16 protein-coding genes are annotated in these 17,462 nt (G+C 65.6%); 2 read left to right on the top strand and 14 right to left on the bottom strand.

All coding sequences use genetic code 11. From position 1 onward, the window contains the following. Nucleotides 1–82 precede the first annotated feature (82 nt). The 6 genes from FQU96_RS37430 to FQU96_RS37405 form a co-directional block, all read right to left on the bottom strand. Nucleotides 83–1,480, bottom strand: a complete 1,398-nt coding sequence (locus FQU96_RS37430) for an aminotransferase (protein ID WP_146546519.1) — start codon at nt 1,478–1,480, stop codon at nt 83–85. 13 nt (nt 1,481–1,493) lie between these two features. Continuing rightward, the gene (locus FQU96_RS37425; RefSeq protein WP_146546518.1) at nt 1,494–2,171 is read right to left on the bottom strand and encodes a FadR/GntR family transcriptional regulator; all 678 of its coding nucleotides are present in this window, start codon (nt 2,169–2,171) and stop codon (nt 1,494–1,496) included. Further along, nucleotides 2,156–2,926: an ABC transporter permease gene (locus FQU96_RS37420; protein WP_255468789.1), complete on the bottom strand. Its 771-nt coding sequence runs from the start codon at nt 2,924–2,926 to the stop codon at nt 2,156–2,158. Before FQU96_RS37420 ends, FQU96_RS37425 begins: the two co-directional genes overlap by 16 nt. Before the next feature lie 67 nt (nt 2,927–2,993). Then, nucleotides 2,994–3,845, bottom strand: a complete 852-nt coding sequence (locus FQU96_RS37415; protein ID WP_146546516.1) for an ABC transporter ATP-binding protein — start codon at nt 3,843–3,845, stop codon at nt 2,994–2,996. After that, nucleotides 3,842–4,858 (bottom strand): ABC transporter substrate-binding protein, encoded by a 1,017-nt coding sequence (locus tag FQU96_RS37410; RefSeq protein ID WP_146546515.1) that lies wholly within the window; start codon nt 4,856–4,858, stop codon nt 3,842–3,844. Before FQU96_RS37410 ends, FQU96_RS37415 begins: the two co-directional genes overlap by 4 nt. Then, nucleotides 4,833–5,819 carry an ornithine cyclodeaminase family protein gene (locus tag FQU96_RS37405; RefSeq protein ID WP_178131026.1) on the bottom strand — a complete coding sequence of 329 codons (987 nt, stop codon included), beginning with the start codon at nt 5,817–5,819 and terminating at the stop codon, nt 4,833–4,835. The genes FQU96_RS37410 and FQU96_RS37405 overlap by 26 nt, the downstream gene beginning before the upstream one ends. Before the next feature lie 123 nt (nt 5,820–5,942). Between FQU96_RS37405 and FQU96_RS37400 the strand changes: the two genes are divergently transcribed. Beyond that, nucleotides 5,943–7,355 (top strand): amidase, encoded by a 1,413-nt coding sequence (locus FQU96_RS37400; RefSeq protein ID WP_146546513.1) that lies wholly within the window; start codon nt 5,943–5,945, stop codon nt 7,353–7,355. On the opposite strand, the gene FQU96_RS37395 is transcribed toward FQU96_RS37400, so the two are convergent. From FQU96_RS37395 to FQU96_RS37360, 8 genes are read right to left on the bottom strand one after another with little or no spacing between them, the layout of a single operon-like run. Next, nucleotides 7,350–8,417: an aldose epimerase family protein gene (locus tag FQU96_RS37395; RefSeq protein ID WP_146546512.1), complete on the bottom strand. Its 1,068-nt coding sequence runs from the start codon at nt 8,415–8,417 to the stop codon at nt 7,350–7,352. The genes FQU96_RS37400 and FQU96_RS37395 overlap by 6 nt on opposite strands. A 6-nt stretch (nt 8,418–8,423) precedes the next feature. Then, a complete protein-coding gene (locus FQU96_RS37390; protein ID WP_146546511.1) occupies nt 8,424–9,971 on the bottom strand; it encodes a long-chain-fatty-acid--CoA ligase in 1,548 nt (515 codons plus the stop codon). A 6-nt stretch (nt 9,972–9,977) separates the two neighbouring features. After that, nucleotides 9,978–11,705: an amidohydrolase gene (locus FQU96_RS37385; RefSeq protein ID WP_146546510.1), complete on the bottom strand. Its 1,728-nt coding sequence runs from the start codon at nt 11,703–11,705 to the stop codon at nt 9,978–9,980. Between the two features lie 31 nt (nt 11,706–11,736). After that, complete coding sequence (locus FQU96_RS37380) at nt 11,737–12,543, bottom strand: ABC transporter ATP-binding protein (protein ID WP_146546509.1); 807 nt, start codon at nt 12,541–12,543, stop codon at nt 11,737–11,739. Nucleotides 12,544–12,549: 6 nt separating this feature from the next. Next, a complete protein-coding gene (locus FQU96_RS37375) occupies nt 12,550–13,722 on the bottom strand; it encodes a branched-chain amino acid ABC transporter permease (protein ID WP_178131024.1) in 1,173 nt (390 codons plus the stop codon). Nucleotides 13,723–13,729: 7 nt separating this feature from the next. Then, nucleotides 13,730–14,665, bottom strand: coding sequence for a branched-chain amino acid ABC transporter permease (locus FQU96_RS37370; protein WP_146546507.1), 936 nt, complete (start codon nt 14,663–14,665; stop codon nt 13,730–13,732). Between the two features lie 45 nt (nt 14,666–14,710). Next, nucleotides 14,711–15,850, bottom strand: a complete 1,140-nt coding sequence (locus FQU96_RS37365; protein WP_146546506.1) for a branched-chain amino acid ABC transporter substrate-binding protein — start codon at nt 15,848–15,850, stop codon at nt 14,711–14,713. Further along, nucleotides 15,847–16,581 carry an ABC transporter ATP-binding protein gene (locus FQU96_RS37360; protein ID WP_218575024.1) on the bottom strand — a complete coding sequence of 245 codons (735 nt, stop codon included), beginning with the start codon at nt 16,579–16,581 and terminating at the stop codon, nt 15,847–15,849. Before FQU96_RS37360 ends, FQU96_RS37365 begins: the two co-directional genes overlap by 4 nt. Nucleotides 16,582–16,708: 127 nt before the next feature. Here FQU96_RS37360 and FQU96_RS37355 point away from each other — a divergent pair, with 127 nt between their 5' ends. Further along, nucleotides 16,709–17,461, top strand: coding sequence for a cupin domain-containing protein (locus FQU96_RS37355; protein WP_255468788.1), 753 nt, complete (start codon nt 16,709–16,711; stop codon nt 17,459–17,461). Nucleotide 17,462 lies beyond the last annotated feature (1 nt).

The following is a 17,462-nucleotide window of genomic DNA, read 5'->3' as shown; positions in this document are numbered from 1 at the left end:
GCCACGACGGCGACGCAGGAGATCCTTCCCGCCGTTTATCGTAAGTTAGCGCCTATGGGCGGGACGCCCGCGCTCCCGGGGATCAGATGTTCAAATGCCCCGTCTTCGCCAGATCCGCTGCGGTGTCATCCAGCGCCGCCTTCACGCGGGCCAGCAGTTCGCCGATCTCCGCCTCGCTGATGATCAGCGGCGGGCAGAGCGTGATGGTGTCACCGACGGCGCGCGCCAGCAGCCCGTGCTTCTCGGCGTGCACGATGCAGGCCCGTCCCACGCCCAGGGCGCGATCGAAGGGCTGTCGCGTCGCCTTGTCCTGCACCAGCTCGAGGCCCGCCACCAACCCGCGGCCGCGCACCTCGCCGACCAGCGGATGCTCGCCGAGCTGGCGCAGGCCGGCGAAGAACAGCGGCTCCAGCGCGCGCACGCGCGCGGGAATGTCCTGCTCTTCGTAGATCCGCACCGCTTCGCGGGCCACGGCGGCCGCGACTGGGTGACCCGAGTAGGTCAGCGAGAGACCGAAGACGCCGACGTCGTCACTGAGCTGGGCCGCCGCATCGAAGATGCGCTGATTCACCATCAGCGCCGAGATCGGAAGATAGGCGCTCGACAGGCCCTTGGCGCAGACGATCATGTCGGGCGCCAGTTTCATGGTCGTGGTGCCGAACATGTCGCCCAGGCGCCCGAAGCCGCTCACCACCTCGTCGCACACCAGCAGGATGTCGTATTTGCGCAGCAGCCACTGCAGCTTCTCGAAATAGGCCGCCGGCGGCACGATCACGCCGCCCGCCGCCATCACCGGCTCGGTGAAAAACGCCGCGATCGTGTCCGGCCCTTCATGGATGATCGTTTCCTCGATCTCGCCGACCAGGCGCGCGGCGAACGCCTCCTCGCTCTCGCCCGGCAGCCCCTCGCGATAGAAGTGGGGACAGCGCACATGGAGGAAGCCGTCGAGCGGCAGGTTGAAGTAGCGATGGTTGTGCGGCACGCCGGTCAGGCTGGCGGCGGCGATGGTGTTGCCGTGATAGGCCTGGCGATGAGCCAGGAACTTGCGGCGCTGCGGCTTACCCTGGGCGTTCCAGTAGTACCAGGCGAAGCGCGCGGCGCAGTCGTTGCCCTCGGAGCCGGAGTTGGAGAACCACACGCGCGCCATGGGCACCGGCGCGATCTGCAGCAGCTTCTCGGCGAGATCGACCACCGGCGAATGGCCGCGGTGATTGGTGAGGTGATAATAGGGCAGCCGGCGCATCTGCTCGGTGCCGACCGCCACCAGGCGCTCCTGGCCGTAGCCCAGCGAGATGCACCACAGGCCCGACATGCCTTCGATGTAGCGCTTGCCGTGGATGTCGGTGACCCAGATCCCCTCGCCCTTGTCGATCACCAGTGGCCCGCGCTCCAGGTGCCGGCGCAGGTTGGTGCCGCCGTGGATCACGGACTGCACGTCGCGCGCCTCGATGGAATTCGGCCTGTCTTGAAGGACGGTCATGGCGTTCCTGCGTCTATTCGAAGAGGTTCTCTTGCACGGCCTGCAGATGCTCCAGCATGCGCGCACGGGCCAGCTTGCCGTTGCGCTCGCTGATCGCGTCGAGGATGTTCTGATGCTGCTGGTCGTAGAAGCGCATCCGCTCGGATGTCAGGAACAGCTCGCGCAGCTTGCCCCAGGCCGCCTTGTGCCGGGCCGAGATGCAGTCATGCAGGACCGCCAGCAGCTCGTTGCCGGCGGCGTTGGCGATCAGCCAGTGGAAGCGCGAGTCCCAGGTGTGGAAGATCTCCTGGTCGGTCGTCTGGCGGCAGTTGTCGATGCACTCGGCCATCTGCTCGAAATGCCGGCGCGTGGCGCGGAACGCCGCCAGCCGCGCGAGCTCGGGCTCCAGGATCAGCCGGGCCTCGACGATCTCGCGCGGGCTGGTGAGGTCGCCGATGGCCTCGAGGTCAGGCACAAGCTTGGGCCGGGAACCGACGAAGGTGCCCTTGCCGACATGGCGCCAGATCAGGTCCTCGGCTTCCAGGCGGTTGAGCGCCGTGCGCAACTGGCCGCGCGACAGGCCCAGGGTCTGCGCCAGTTCGCGCTCCGGCGGCAGACGTCCCTGGTCATCGAGACCGGACGTCTGGATGTAGTCCTTGAGGACGGTGACAACGTCCGTCCTCGCTCGCTTGGACGTCAGCGGCGCAGCCATGGCAGGAGCAGCCCCTCGAGGAAATCGATCAGGTAGGCGAAGGCAAAGCCCAGGATCGCGATCACCATCAGGCCGACATACATCGGTTCGACCCAGAACACCGACCACGACCACCAGATCCGATAGCCGATGCCGGCGTCGGCACCGACGAACTCGGCGGCAACCAGCAGCAGCAGGCCCGAGCCAACGCAGATGCGCAGGCCGGTCAGGATACCCGGCACCGCACCCGGCAAGGCCACGGTGACGTAGGTTTGCCACCGGCTGGCCTTCAGGTTCCGCGCGACGTCGAAATAGATCGGCTTGATGTTGATCACGCCGGCAAACGTATTGAGGGTCATGAGGAAAAACACGCCGATGGCCACGATCACGTACTTCGACATCTCGCCCAGCCCGAACATCAGCAGGATGAGCGGCAGGATCGCGATCTTGGGCAGCGGATACAGCGCCGCAATCAGCGGTTGGAACGTCACCCGCATGGCGCGTGACAGTCCCATCGCAAGCCCCAGCAGCAGGCCGGGCACGCCGCCCATCAGCAGCCCGATGAACAGGCGACTGAGGCTGAGCCGCAGGTCGTTCCAGAACTCGGCCGTCATGAGCGTGGCGGCGAACTGCGCGCCGATGGTCGTCGGTGCCGGAAAAAACTTTGTTTCGATCATGCCGGTACGGGCACCAATCTCCCACAATGCCAACAGCACCAACGGCGAGATGAACACCTGCAGCGGCCGCAACAGGCGCCAGGGGTCGAACGCCGGCACGCCAACTGACAGAGCGCGGTCGGACACAGACGGACTAGAGGCGGCGGGGCTCGGCATGGTGGCTCGCTTATCCGATCGCATCGGCAGGCATCACGTCGCGACGCCGTGTCAGCTTCTGCATCTCGGCCGAGCGTGCCCGCTCGACTTCGTCTCCCAGCGAGTCCCACAGCTGGGTCACCAGCTGGTTGAATTCGCCCGAGCGCCGCAGGGACGTCACGACCCGCGGCCGCGGGAACGGCACGTCGAGCGTCTCCTTGATCCGGCCTGGCGCCGACGTCATGACGGCCACGCGATCGCCCAGCAGGACGGCCTCCTCCAGGCTGTGGGTAATGAACACCACGGTGCTGCGAAACGCCTCCCACAGCTTGACCAGCTCCTGCTGCAGCAGCGCCTTGTTCTGCTCGTCGAGCGCCGCGAACGGCTCGTCCATCAGCAGCAGTTCGGGATTGGTCGCCCACGCCCGCACCAGCGACAGCCGCTGTTTCATGCCGCCGGAGAGCTGGTGGGGATAAAAGCTGCGGAAAGCGCTCAGGCCCGTCTTGCCGAGAAGATCATCGATACGTTCTTCGCTTTGCCTGCCGCGCCAGGTACGGGTGATCTTCAGGCCGTAGGCTGCGTTCTGTGCCACGGTCATCCACGGGAAGACCGACTCCTCCTGGAAGATCATCGCCGACAGCGGCCGCGCGGTGGAGTCGCGGCGGATGCGGACCTGTCCTGATGATGGCGTATCGAGATCACCCAGCATGCGCAGCAGGGTCGACTTGCCGCAGCCGCTGGGACCCACGATGCACAGAAATTCGTTGTCGCGCACGTCGAGGTCGATATTGCGCAACGCCTGGAAATGCCTGCGGCCGCGCACGTCGAACACCTTGTCGACATCGCGTACGATCACCTTGGCCGTGGTATCGCCGGTCGTCATCGCGCCAGCGCCTGCGCGGCATCGCGCGCGAAGGAATTGTCGACCGCCTCGTCAAGGTTGGGCTGGTTCGGGACCAGGCCGCGATCGGCGTACCATTTGAGTTGAGCGGCAAGGCCGTTCTTGCCGTGCACATTGGACACCATCGTATCGCGCCCGATGCCCAGGCGCGAACGCTCATAGAGCGCCGGATCCTTCACCGGATAGCGCTTCTGGTAGATCTGCACGATCTCTCCGCGGCCCTGCGGATTGTCATTGGCGCGCAGGAAGCGGTTGGCTTCGGTGAAGGCTTTCATGAACCGCACACCCAGGTCGCGATCCGTCAGCGCCCGCTTGCCGTACATGACCACGCCCAGCGTGAGATCCGGGAGCAACGTCCACATGTTCACCATCTCGACACCGACATTTTCGTCCACGGCCATGGTGATGAACGGATCGGAGTTCACCATGATGTCGACCGCACCCGAGCGTAGCGCCACCAGCATGTCGGGCTGCGGCATGAACACCAGGCTCACGTCGCTTTCGCTCAGGCCGGCCTGTTCCAGCAGCTTGCCGGCCAGCAGATGCATGGCCTGGCCGCGGGCGGTCACGGCGATCTTGGCGCCCTTGATATCCTGCGGCGTGCGGATCTTGCCGCTGTCGAACAACGCCTTGCGTACGACAACGCCGCTGAGCGACGGCAGCTTCTCGAACACGATGTAGTCGCCGACGATCTTGGCATTCACGCCACGCGCCAGCGCGTTGTAGAGCGCCGCGCCGGCCGCGGTCGCGGCGATATCGATCTGCCCGGTCGACAGCGCCGGCACGATCTCGGCACCGCTTCTGAACACGATCGGTTCGACGTCGAGGTCGTACTTGCGGAAGAAGCCCTTCTCGATGCCCACATACACGGTCTGCGGACCGGCCAGGAGGCCGTACTTGATCTTGTCCATCGCCCACGACGGCGCCGCGGCGAGCCAGCAGCAGAGCGCGGTGAACAAAAGCGCGATGTCACGCCGGCTTGTAGCGGAAGTCACCGGGAAACTCCTGTGTCAGGCCTTGGGCGAGCGCCTTGGTGAAAGCGAGTTCGGCGACGGCGAGGTCCTGGACGGCGGCGCCGGCGGTCTTGAGCATCGGCAGGCGCGCAGCGCGCACGCGCGCGGCATGGCGTTCCAGCACCAGATCACTGAGCGACATCAGCTTGTCGTCGAACGCGATGCCGGCCGCGCGCGCGGCAATCATGTCGCCGGTCTCCTCGACGACTTCGTCGACGTTGTCGCAGACGATGAGATCGCAGGCGCCGACCACACCGGCATCGACCTCGCGCTGCTCGGGCAGGGTTGATCCGATCGAGATCACCACGGTGCCTGGCCGCAGCCAGTCGCCGAACAAAATCGGCTGCTCGCCGCGCGACCGGGCGGCGGCGATAATGACATCGGCGCCGTCGACAGCGGCACGGGCGTCACCGACGGCATCGCCGGGCACGTCCAGCTCGCGACGGAACCGGCCGGCGAAGGCGCTGCGATTCGCCACGGATGGGCTGAACACCTTGAACGCCGCGATGCGCCTGACATGGCCGACCGCCGCGAGATGCGCCTGTGCTTCGGCACCGCTGCCCAGCACGCCGACGGTGAGCGGCTTGCGGGGCGCGAGATAGTCGAGTCCCAGCGCCGACGTCGCGCCGGTGCGAAAGCCGGTGATGTGGTTGGCGTCGAGGATACCGGCGAGCGCACCGCTCTCCTGATCGAACAGGATGACGGCGTAGGTCCCGCCGCTCTTGGAGAAGCCGAACACCTTGGCGCCCATGTAGCGCCGTCCCGGCGGCGTCGCCGCCAGCGCGCGCAGCCATACGCTGTCATTGCGCGCCACCACGCGGCGCGGCGAATGCCGCGCCTGCGGTGCCGAGGCATAGACCTCGCGCAATGCCGCAATCATCTCGGGCCACTTCAGGACCTCGAGCACGGCGTCGGCCGACACGAAGCGCGGACGATGGTTCATACCGTTTCCTACCCCTGCGCTCATCGTAATGGTTGGGTTCAACGAGTCAACCCAATATCAAATTGGTCTGGATCAATTATGGTTCACAAGCCATATTGATCGCTATTGGTTAGAGGGGATGGAATGGGCACGGTCGATGAATCGGATCCCTGCCGCATGACGGCGTGGGATCTTGGCCGGCTGATCCGCGCGCGCAAACTGTCACCCGTCGAGATCGCCGATGCCGTGTTGGCCCGCATCGATCGGCTGAACCCCGGCCTCAATGCCCTGGTCACGCTCTACCCTGAACGCGTGCGCGCCGCCGCGCAGGCGAGCGAACAGGCGGTGATGGCCGGCGACGCGCTGGGGCTGCTGCACGGCATCCCGGTGTCGATCAAGGACAACTTCTGGACGCGCGACATCCGCACCACGTTCGGCTCGAAGCTGATGGCGTCGTTCGTGCCGGGCGAGGATGCGCCGTCGGTCGCACGCCTGCAGCGCGCCGGCGCCATCAACATCGGCAAGTCGAACACGCCGGAGTTCGCCTGGCGCGGCTCGACCGACAACCCGCTGTTCGGCGCCACGCTCAATCCCTGGAATACCGGCCGCACGGCAGGCGGCTCCAGCGGCGGCGCGTCCGCGGCGGTGGCCGCCGGCCTGGGTCCGCTGGCGCTGAGCGGTGACGGCGCCGGCTCGACCCGCATCCCCGCCAGCTTCTGCGGTGTGGTGGGCCTCAAGCCGACCCGTGGCCGCATCGCGCTCCATCCGGCGCCCGGCGCCGTAGAGCTGCTGCTGCATGCCGGCCCGATCGCGCGCACCGTGCGCGACACGGCCCTGATGCTCACGGCCATGGCCGGACCCGACCGGCGCGATCCGCTGTCGCTGCCGCTGGAAGGCGAAGACTTCGTGCGCGATCTCGATGCCGGCATCGAAGGCGTGCGTGTCGCGTGGTCACCCAATCTCGGCTTCCTGCCGGTCGAACCCGAGACGCGCGACATTGCCGAACAGGCAGCGCACGCCTTCGACGATCTCGGCGTGCGCGTCGAGGCAGCGGATCTTGCCATCGCCGATCCCGGCTGGATTCTCGATGCCCTGTTCGGCGGCTCGGCGGCCGGCAACCACAGCCAGCGTCCCGATGCGGAGAAAGCACAGATGGATCCCGACCTCGTCGCCTATGCCGAGGCGCTGGGTCGTCTGACCATCACCGACTATGTGAAAGCCGTGCAGGCGCGTCAGGCGATCGGGCGTCAGTTGACGGCCTTCTTCGATCGCTACGACCTACTGCTGACACCGACGGTGGGGCTGCCCGCCTTCCCGACCGGCATGGTTGGTCCCCGCGAAGTGGCCGGCACGCCCATCACCCATCTCGGCTGGTCGGCGACCTACATCTTCAACTGGAGCGGCCAGCCCGCCATCTCCGTCCCTGCCGGCTGGACCCGCGATGGCCTGCCCGTGGGCCTGCAGATCATCGGCCGCCGCTTGGAGGATGCGCTGGTGCTGCGCGCCGCCGCCGCGTTCGAGGCGACGCGCCCCTGGTCTCATCGCTGGCCGCTATGACTCCTCGCCCCGCGACAGCGGGGAGAAGGGAAAACGAAATATCGTGGCCGACTGGAAAACCTCGCCTGGACGCAGCACTGTCGACGGAAAATCGGGGTGGTTCGGCGAGTCGGGAAAATGCTGGGTCTCCAGGCAGAAGCCGTCTCGCGCGCGATACGGCCGGCCATTCAGGAAGTTGCCGCTGTAGAACTGAACACCGGGTTCCGTCGTCAGCACCTCCATCGTCAATCCCGACAGAGGCTCCCGAACGCGGGCAGCAAGAACGGGATCACCCCCACTACCGGACTGCAGGACGTAGTTATGATCGTAGCCACGCGCCCGCACCAGTTGCTCGTCGGCAAGACCGATGCGACTGCCAATAGGTGTCGGCGTCCGGAAATCGAACGGCGTCCCCGTGACCGGCCGCCGCTCGCCCGTGGGGATGAAGTACTGGTCGATCGGCGTGAAGGCGTCAGCGTCGATCAGCAGTTCATGGTCAAGCACGTCGCCACTGCCGGCGCCCCGCAGATTGAAATAGCTGTGGTTGGTGAGATTGATGACCGTCGTGCGGTCGGTCGTCGCCGTGTAGTCTAGTCGCAACGCGTTCGTCACCAGGGTGTAGCGAACGCGCACATCGACGCGGCCAGGAAAGCCCTGATCGCCATCCGGGCTGACATGGGCAAGCGTTACGGCCGGCGCGGGGTCCGACTGCAGTGCCTCGACGCGCCAGACGGCCCTGTCAAAGCCCTGCGCGCCGCCATGCAACGTGTTCGGCGGCTCGTTCACCGAGACCCGAACGTCGCGGCCGTCGAGCGTGAAGCGCCCGTTGCACAGGCGATTGGCATAGCGCCCGATGACGCCGCCCAAATGGCCCCTCGCCTGCCTGTAATCGTCGAGCGTCGCAAACCCGAGAACGACGTTGCGCGATCGACCGTCGCGATCGGGCACCTCCAGCACCGCAAGCGTCGCGCCATAGGTCAGGATCTTCGCACGGAGACCGTTCGCGTTGCGAAGGACGACGGCGTCCACGTCGTCGCCGTCCGGCAGGTGTCCGAATCGCCGGCGTTCGATGCTGTTGACCATGGCCGATTATATCTTGCGCGCGTGGCCCGCCCAGTAGCGATCGCGCAGGATGACCTTCTGGATCTTGCCCGAGGCGTTGCGCGGCAGCGCGTCGATGAAATCGACCGACTTGGGAATCTTGAAACCGCCCAGCTTGCCGCGGCAGAAGCCCACCAGACTCGCCTCGTCGGTCGACGTGCCCGGCCGTCGGACGATCACCGCCTTCACCGCCTCGCCCCAGCGCGGATCGGGCACGCCGATCACGGCGACATCCAGGACATCGGGATGACTGGACAGCACATGCTCGATCTCGATCGGATAGACATTCTCGCCACCCGACACGATCAGATCCTTCTTGCGGTCGACGAGGTAGAAGCGGCCCGCGTCATCCTGCCAGCCCAGATCACCGGTGCGCAGCCAGCCGTCGACCAATGTCGCGGCGGTCTCGTCAGGGCGCTTCAGATAGCCCGTCATCAGCGAGTCGGCGCGTACCGCCAGCTCGCCGATGCCCTCCGTCGGCGCGCCCGCATCATCGACGATCCGGATGTCGTAGCCCAGCATCGCCCGTCCGCACGAGCGCAGCAGCTGCGGCGCATCCCGCAAGCCGCGATCGTGATCGGCATCGTCCAGCACACTCACCAGGACGCCGGCCTCGGTCTGTCCGTATGTCTGCAGGAACTTCGCACCCATGCGCTCCAACGCGCGCGCCAGGCGATCCTCGGGAATGGGTGATCCGCCGTACATCACGCGCTGCAACGCGCTGAAGTCGGCCGTCTGAAACGACGGCGCCTCGATCAGCGCCAGCAGCATCGAGGGCACGAAACCCGCCGCCGTCGCCCGTTCCCGCTGCATGAGCGCCAGCGTCGGTTCCGGCTCGAACCGCGGCAGGATGACCAGGGTGGCGCCTGCCGCCATGTGGCAAAGCTGGTAGATATAGCCGCCGGCATGGAACTGCGGGATCGCCTGCAGCTTGATGTCATGCTCGGTGGCCTTGAGGGCGATCGTACTGAGGATCGTGCCGACGAAGAACCGGCGATGGGGCAGCATGACTCCCTTCGGTTTGCCGGTCGTGCCGCTGGTGTACATGATCGAAAAGAGATCATCCGGCGCGGCCATGCTGGCGAGCGCCCCGCTGCTGCCTTGGCGCAGCAGATCGTCGTACAGGACAGTACCGGGAAGTGCCGTGGCACCGATGCTGATCCAGGTCGATACGCCACGCACGATGTCCCGCAAGCCTTCAGCGCTGGCCTGCATATCGGTGGTGCAGATGACCGCCACGCTCTCGCTGTCGTCCACGATGTAGGCGAGCTCCGGCACCGAGAGTCGGAAATTGAGCGGAACCCAGACGGCACCGATCGCCGCGATGGCGAACACCGCCTCGGCGTGCTCGGCGCAGTTGGTGGCCAGCACCGCCACCTTCTGCCCCGGCTGGATGCCCAGGCCGCGCAGCGCGTGGGCCAGACGCCGCGTCCGGTCGGCCGTTTCGGCGTAGGTGAAGCGGCGGTCGCCGCAGACGAGCGCGACCTTGTGCGGCCGCATCTGCGCCTGCTGCCACAGGATGCTGTCGATCAACATGACGGCCTAGCCGAACAATCCGGTGTCATGCACCACCTCGCCGCCGGCCAGGGTCGCCAGCGCCTTGGTATTGCCGATCGCCGCGACGTCGCAGGCCATGATGTCCTGGTCGACGATGGCGATGTCGGCATGGTGGCCGCGTTCGAGCGAACCGATGCCGCTCCAGCGCAGCACCTGCGCGGCACCGCGTGTCCACATCGACACCGCTTCGCGCCGGCTGATCGTCTGCGACGGTCCGAGGTTGCGGTAACCCGAACCGGCGAACTCGTGCGTCATGGCAAGCTCGATCTGCTCGAAGGGATTCTTGGGTCCCCAGTCGGTGGCGCCGGCCACGGCGAACCCCAGGTCGAAGAACCGCCGCAGCGGCATCAGGTCGGCGAACGGCACCTTGTCCATGCGCTGCCGGAACAGCTCGCCCTTGCCCCAGCAGAACGACATCGACGTGGTGAAGTCCATGTTCAGCTTGGCATAACGCGCCACCTGCTCCTGCTCGATGAAGACGGCGTGCACCAGCACCCAGTTCAACGAACCGATATCGAACTGCTGCGCCAGGCGCTCGAGCCGGCTCAGGTTCTCGTCGTGCGCGGCGATGCCCATGCACATGGTGTTGAGCCGAATGCGCCGCTCGGCGCAGAAGCGCATGACGGCCTCGGCTTTCTCCGGCGTGATGTGGAAGTAGCCGCAGGTCTTCTCGCCGTAGGGGCCCTTGTAGGGTTCGCGCATCAGCATGCCGCCGGGAAAGCAGGTGCCGTCCCACATGATCGTGACGCCATTGAACCGGAACCAGTCGTCGGTGAGCTCGATCGAACGCGCGGCATCCTCCAGGCGGGCCATGAAGTCTTCCATGGTGCGCGGCCGGCTCCACGGCATGCCGTAGGACTCGGCCTCCTGTGACGCCATCACCCGCATGCGCAGCGCGCCCTTGGCACGCAGCTGCCGGTAGGCATCGATCAGGCGCTTGTCCATCATGTGGTTTTCATAGATGCCGGTGACGCCCATGCGGTGATAGGCCTGAAGCGCGCGCTGGGTGCCCGGCACCAGCAGCTCGTACTTCAGGAACGGGATCTGCAGCCACAGCTTGTTGGCGAAGGGATCGTTGCTGTAATAGTTCGTCACCGAGCCGAACATGCGCCCGGTCGGCTCACCATCCTTGCCCTTCTCGATCGTGACGTTGCTGATGCGCTCGGGTGTGGTCGCATCGATCTTCAGCAGCCGCAGCGCCGCCGAGTTGAACGCGATCGCGTTGGGCAGCGACGGCGCCCACGCCTGGATGACGACGGGGTGATCCAAGGTCGCGCGGTCGAGCACCGCGCGGCTCGGCAGTTCGCCTTCTTTCAGGTTCTTGTAGGATCGCGTGATGAAGTAATGCGCATCACCGACCGGCGTCGTCATGATCCACTCGCCCGCCGCCGTGTCTCGGGCGCGGGCGGCGATGCGGCTTACGATGTCGTCGTGGCTCGTCGCATCCTGGATGTCGACCAGCGGCTCCTGCAGGGAGCCGTAGTGCAGCAGATGGGGGTGCGTATCGATCAGGCCGGGCATGATGGTGGCGCCGCCGACATCGATCTCGCGCCGCTGCGGGCCGGCACGGTCACGCAACGTTGCCAGCGTGCCGACATCGGCGATCCTGCCGCGCTCGATCAGCACCGCCTGCGCCACCGAATCGGCCTGATCGAAAGTGTAGACGGGGCCCCCGGTCAGCAGGAGCGGAGCATCGTCACGGCGTTCACTCATGGCTATAACTTCCCGATTGCAGCGAAATCGACTATCGAGCCGCGGCCAGATGGTCGCCCTTGCGTCCCAGATAGGACGCTAGCACGTTCGGATCCGTCCTGATCTGCTCATAGCTTCCTTCCGCGATCTTGCGGCCGAAATTGAGCACGGCAATCCGCGACGCGACCGTGGCGATGAACTTCATCTTGTGTTCGATCACCAGGATCGACATGCCGCGTGCGGCGATCCGAAGAATATCGTCGGCGATCTCCGACGTCTCATGGGGGTTCATCCCGGCGGCGGGTTCGTCGATCAGCATGATGCGCGGATCACCTACGACCGCACGCGCCAGTTCGATCCGTCGTCGATCGGCATAAGGCAGCTCGCCGACGATGCGATCGGGCGTCGTCGCCAAGGCGGGCGCGACGAAGCGCAACGCCTCCATGGCTTTCTCGACAGCCTGCGCTTCGCGCGCCGCAACGGTCTGCGGCGTCAACAGCACCTGCCACCACGACGTCCGGTTTTGCCGGTAGGCGCCCACCAGCACGTTCTGGAGGACGGATTGTCCCAGTGCCAGGCGGATGTTCTGAAACGTGCGGGCGATGCCGAGTGTCGAGATCTCCCACGGTTTCAGGTCGAGCAGGTTGGCTCCCGAATCCGCCAGCCGGACGGTGCCGCCGCTGGCCCGAACCACGCCGGTGAGGAGGTTGAACAGCGTCGTCTTGCCGGAGCCGTTGGGGCCGATGACGCCCAGCACCTCGCCGGCCGCCAGCTGAAGGTCGATACCATCCAGCGCCCGAACGCCGCCGAACGACTTGGCGGCGCCGCGGATATCCAGAAGTGTGGCCGACGCGGTCATGGTGCCTCAGAACGACTCGAACCGGCGACGCGGGTCAGGCAACAGCCCCAGCGGCCGGTAGATGAGCAGGACAACCAGCATCGCGCCATACATCAGCAGCCGGTAGTCGCCGAGGAAGCGCAGCTTCTCCGGCGCGACCGAGAGAATGATCGCGCCGACGGTCACGCCGAACAGGTTGCCGATACCGCCCAGGATCACCGACGCCAGCACCTCGACGGAATGCAGCAATGTGAAATCGTCGGGCGAGATGAAGCCGATCTCATGGGCGAACAGCGAACCGGCCAGCCCGGCGAACATGCTGCCGAACGCCACGGTCAGGATCTTGAAACGCGGCACGTCGAGGCCGAAGCAGGACACGCCGATGGCGTCCTGGCGCAAAGCCGTCCACATGCGACCGATCCAGACTTTCTGATAATGCCGCGCCAGCACCAGGGAGCCGCACAGGGCAACGAGACAGAGATAGAAGAAGTTCGTCTCCGGAACCAGGCGAACGATGCCCAGATCGATCGGCATCTTGCTCGTATGTCCCAGCATGCTTACGGCTGGAATATTGGTGATGCCGTTGTTGCCCTGCGTCAGCCAGGTCAGATTGATGATGAGCTGTTGCACGATCAGGCCGAACCCGAGGGTGACGAGTGCGAAATAGTCGCCGCTGGTGCGCACCGAGAAGAAGCCGAGCAAGCCGCCCGTGGTCCAGCAGACGGTCATGGCAAAAAGGGTCGCCAGCCAGAACGGTGCCCCGGCCTGCGACAGCAGGGTCGAGGCATAGGCGCCGACGGCGAACAGTCCGGCATAGCCGAGGTTGACCAGGCCGATCTCGCCCAGATGCACGTTCAGTCCGATCGCCATGATGGCGAAGATCATCGCGATCGACAGGACGTGGATCCAATAACCGTCGTTGTGCAGGAAGATCGGCAGCAGGACGGCACCGATCGCACAGGCCGCGACGGCTGCCCGCGGATGCGCCTGCAGGATCGCCAGGCCGCGCCACGCTGCGTTTCGGCTGGCCGGCAGTGCGACGATCGTGAAGATACCCGCCACGATCGCGGCCAGCACCATACCCTCAGCCTTGCGCAGGAAGAGCGCCAGCAGAGCGAACCCTGCCAGGATGGACAGCATGACGAGGCCGGCTCTCAGCATGCCGGTCCGCGATGATGCAGGCACTGCGGCGACATTCATGGTGTACTCACACGCGCTCGGCGCTGAGACGGCCCAACAACCCATTCGGACGGGCGATCAGGATGGCGATGAGGACACCGAACACCGCCACGTCCTTGTAGGCGGAGCCGTCGGGGATGAAGCCCGCCGTCACCGCCTCGATGAGCCCGACCAGCACAGCGCCCAGAAGTGCGCCGTAGATGTTGCCCAGACCGCCGATCACGGCCGCGGTGAAACCCTTCACGGTCAGCAGCGTGCCCATGTCCGACTGCACGAGGTTGTAGTAGAGCGCATTCATCAGGCCGGCCAGCCCCGCCAACGCCGAGCCCAGCGCGAACAGCGCCACCGTCACCTTGAAGGTGGAAACCCCCAGCGATTGGGCCACCTCGCGATTATTCAGGATGCTGCGCATGGCACGACCGAATCGCGTGCGTTCCACGCAGTAGGCCAGCGCGAACATCACGATCACCGCGGTGCCGATGACGAAGATGTGCTTGTATTGAATGATGACCCCGCCGATCTCGATCAGGTCGGGCGGAATGATCGCCGGGAACGGCTGCGGATTGCGGCCGTTCGGATAGAAATTGAGGATGCTCTCGCGGATGATGAAACCGACACCGACCGAGCACAGCAGTCCGATGATCGGCGGCGCGGCGCGCAGCGGAAAGAACGCGACCCGGTAGAAAACGACACCGCTGAGCGCGGCGACGACAAGGCCGGCCGCCAGTGCCGCGAGCGTGGCCATCGCTGCGGGCGCGGAGAGCGCCGTGATATCCATGGCGCCGCCCGCCAGCAGGAACTGGAAGACCGCCAGTGATGCGAAGACTCCCAGGGTCGCGATGTCGCCGTGCGCCAGGTTGACGATGCCAATGACGCCAAAGAACAGGCTGATGCCGATCGCCACCAGCGCATAGACCGCCGACAACGCCAACGCATTCACCAGGTGCTGCAGGATAAGGTCCATCGATGTCCGTTCTGCGTTGTCGTGTGGTCGGAAGCCGGCGCGGTGCTACTTCGGCAGCGGCACCCAGTCGCCGCCCTTGAGCACGGCCATGTCGACATATTTGGGTTGCAGTACACCCCTGTCGTCGAAGCGACCGGGGCCGAAAATGGTCTTGGTGTCCTGAAGCTGGCGGATGCCGGCGACGACAGCCTTGCGGTCCGGGCCATGGCGGCGCAGCAGGTCGACGATGACCTGGCCGGCGGCATAACCGAACGGCCCGTACGCTTCGTGCGGCTCCTTGTAGCCAGCGGCAGCATAGCGCTTCGCATAGCCCGGCCCATCGGGCAGCCGGTCGAGAAATGGCAGGGATGTCACGACGATCGCCCCCTCGCCGGCTGGACCGGCGGCTTCGACGAACGTCGACGTCTGCCAGCCGGCGTGGCCGACAAAGGCGGTCTTCATGCCCAGTTGGCGCATCTGCCGCACCACCAGCGCCGCTTCCGTCGTCAGGCCGGCCAGATAGACCGCATCGGGCTTCAACTGCCGGATCTTGGTGAGGATCGCGGTGTAGTCGCGGTCGCCGACATTGTACCCCTCGACAGCGATAATCTTGCCGCCGCGCTTCTCGTACTCGGGCACGAAGCCCTCGGTGCCGGCATCGCCGAAGGCGTCGCGCGACTTCACGATGGCGATCGTCTTGAACTTCAGTCGGTCGATCAGGCTTTCCGCCAGGTGCGGCAGCAGGTAGCCGAACGGCGTGCTGACGCGCGCCATCTCGGGAACACCCTGCTGCGTCAAGGCATCCACGGACGCACCCGACACGAGATTGAGCAGGTTGCACTGCTTGAAGTAGGGAATCGTGGCCAACGCCACCGGACTGTTCCAGTGCGCCGACGTTGCGATCACATCGGGATCGTTGCACAGCTTCTGGATCGCCGCGACTCCGGTCGACGGCTTGGAGTCGTCGCTTTCGGAGATCAGCTCGAGCTTGAACGGCAATGCGTTCGCTGCGTTCGCCTCGCGGATCGCCAGATCCATGGAATTGCGCGTGCCGATGCCCATCGCCGTGTTGGGACCGGTCAAGGGTCCCACATACGCGACCTTCACAACCCGCTGCTGAGCGGATGCCGGCAGCAGCCCGGCGACAAGAATGACGGCCGACGAGACCACCGCGATCCGAAGTCCTCTACCCGTCCAATCCGTCATGTCTTCTCCCCCATGTAGGCGGACTCGATCTCGTCTTCGTGGAGAACCTGTCCGGTGTTTGATGTCAGGACGCCGTCGCTGACCGTGCCCGCGAGCACGACGGCACCGCGATCCAGAACGTAGAAGCGCTGCGCTACGGCGAGCGCCATATGCATGTTCTGCTCGACCAGCAGGATGGCGACACCGCGGCGGTTGACCTCGGCGATCGCCTCGAACACCTGCTCGACGACGATGGGTGCCAGGCCCATCGACGGCTCATCCAGCATGATCATCTTGGGCCGCGACATCAGCGCCCGTGCGATCGCCAGCATCTGCTGCTCGCCGCCGCTCAAGGTCCCGGCAGGCTGGTTGCGGCGCGACGCCAGCAGCGGGAACAGCGCGACGACCTGTTCCAGGGTCTGGGCAATGTCCGCGCGACTTCGGCAGTAACCACCCATCAGGAGGTTCTCGTGAACGGACATCGCCGGCAGGATACCGCGGCCCTCGAAGACGACGGCAAGTCCCAGCCGCACGCGGTCCTCGACGGCATGCACCGACAGGTCACGCCCTTCGAAGTGCGCCGCGCCACTGACCAGCGGACCGAGCCCCATGAGCGATCGGATCAGGGTCGACTTGCCGGCGCCATTGCTGCCCAGCAGGCATACGGCCTCGCCCGCCTCGACACGCAGATCGATGCCATGCAGCGCGTGGACCGGGCCGTAGCTCGCCGAGAATTTTTCGATGGTCAGCACGATCCCCGCCTCCCAACAGGTGTCGCACACACTTGCATCAAGCTTTTCGATTTAGGCCGAAGCTGCAAAACCTTGTCAAGTACCTTGACTATTAGTCATATCTCTTGCCGTACAGTACCCATGGTTGATGAGAAGCCGGGGCGTTTGCTGGACCGGACGAAACATTCGCGTTAGGAAACTCCGCATGGCTCGCGCACAGGTCCGCACCGGACACGTCTCGTCAAACGGCCCTGTCCGGCGTGGGAAACACGCCCTCGGTGTTGGAAAAAAAGGACCGGTCGGCCGCTCCCGCGATGACGGGAACACGCCGGCGGATGCTGAAATCAAGATCGGCAGCCGGCTCAAGCATGCCCGCCTGGTGCAGAAGCTGCGGCTTCGCGAACTCGCCGACCAGGTCGGCTGTTCGGAAAGCTTCATCTCGAAGCTTGAGAACGACAAGGTGCGCCCGTCGCTGTCGATGCTTCACAAGATCGTCGGCATCCTCGACATCAATATCGCGGTGCTGTTCTCAGATCCGCCGATGCAGTCACCGGTGCTGATCGTGCGCGCCGACAACCGCCCTATCATCCGCACCGACCCGCTCGCACGCGGGCCGGGCATTGCGCTCGAGCGTCTGGTGGCCGCCGCTCCCAGCGGGCTGATCGAAGCCAACATCCATTGCGTCGACCCGGGCGGCCATACCGACGGCGCGATCGACCACGTCGGCGAGGAAATCGGGTTCGTGCTCGAGGGCAAGCTCGAGCTGACGGTCGACGGCGTCGTCTACCCGCTCGATATCGGCGACTGCTTCTTCTTTCATTCCGACCTGAAGCACAGCTACCGCAACCCGGGCAAGGTGACGGCACGGGTGTTATGGGTGTGCACGCCACCCACGTTCTGAC

The sequence above is a fragment of the Reyranella sp. CPCC 100927 genome (assembly GCF_007859315.1).
In the GTDB taxonomy this organism is placed as follows: Bacteria; Pseudomonadota; Alphaproteobacteria; order Reyranellales; family Reyranellaceae; genus Vineibacter.
This window is presented reverse-complemented; position numbering and strand designations above follow the sequence as displayed.

Excerpts from the sequence above, each read along its gene's own strand:
- FQU96_RS37425 (WP_146546518.1), bottom strand. The coding sequence starts at position 2,171 with ATGGCTGCGCCGCTGACGTCCAAGCGAGCGAGGACGGACGTTGTCACC.
- FQU96_RS37395 (WP_146546512.1), bottom strand. The coding sequence starts at position 8,417 with ATGGTCAACAGCATCGAACGCCGGCGATTCGGACACCTGCCGGACGGC.
- FQU96_RS37430 (WP_146546519.1), bottom strand. The coding sequence starts at position 1,480 with ATGACCGTCCTTCAAGACAGGCCGAATTCCATCGAGGCGCGCGACGTG.
- FQU96_RS37400 (WP_146546513.1), top strand. The coding sequence starts at position 5,943 with ATGGGCACGGTCGATGAATCGGATCCCTGCCGCATGACGGCGTGGGAT.
- FQU96_RS37375 (WP_178131024.1), bottom strand. The coding sequence starts at position 13,722 with ATGAATGTCGCCGCAGTGCCTGCATCATCGCGGACCGGCATGCTGAGA.
- FQU96_RS37385 (WP_146546510.1), bottom strand. The coding sequence starts at position 11,705 with ATGAGTGAACGCCGTGACGATGCTCCGCTCCTGCTGACCGGGGGCCCC.
- FQU96_RS37365 (WP_146546506.1), bottom strand. The coding sequence starts at position 15,850 with ATGACGGATTGGACGGGTAGAGGACTTCGGATCGCGGTGGTCTCGTCG.
- FQU96_RS37415 (WP_146546516.1), bottom strand. The coding sequence starts at position 3,845 with ATGACGACCGGCGATACCACGGCCAAGGTGATCGTACGCGATGTCGAC.
- FQU96_RS37380 (WP_146546509.1), bottom strand. The coding sequence starts at position 12,543 with ATGACCGCGTCGGCCACACTTCTGGATATCCGCGGCGCCGCCAAGTCG.
- FQU96_RS37405 (WP_178131026.1), bottom strand. The coding sequence starts at position 5,819 with ATGAACCATCGTCCGCGCTTCGTGTCGGCCGACGCCGTGCTCGAGGTC.
- FQU96_RS37370 (WP_146546507.1), bottom strand. The coding sequence starts at position 14,665 with ATGGACCTTATCCTGCAGCACCTGGTGAATGCGTTGGCGTTGTCGGCG.
- FQU96_RS37355 (WP_255468788.1), top strand. The coding sequence starts at position 16,709 with ATGAGAAGCCGGGGCGTTTGCTGGACCGGACGAAACATTCGCGTTAGG.
- FQU96_RS37390 (WP_146546511.1), bottom strand. The coding sequence starts at position 9,971 with ATGTTGATCGACAGCATCCTGTGGCAGCAGGCGCAGATGCGGCCGCAC.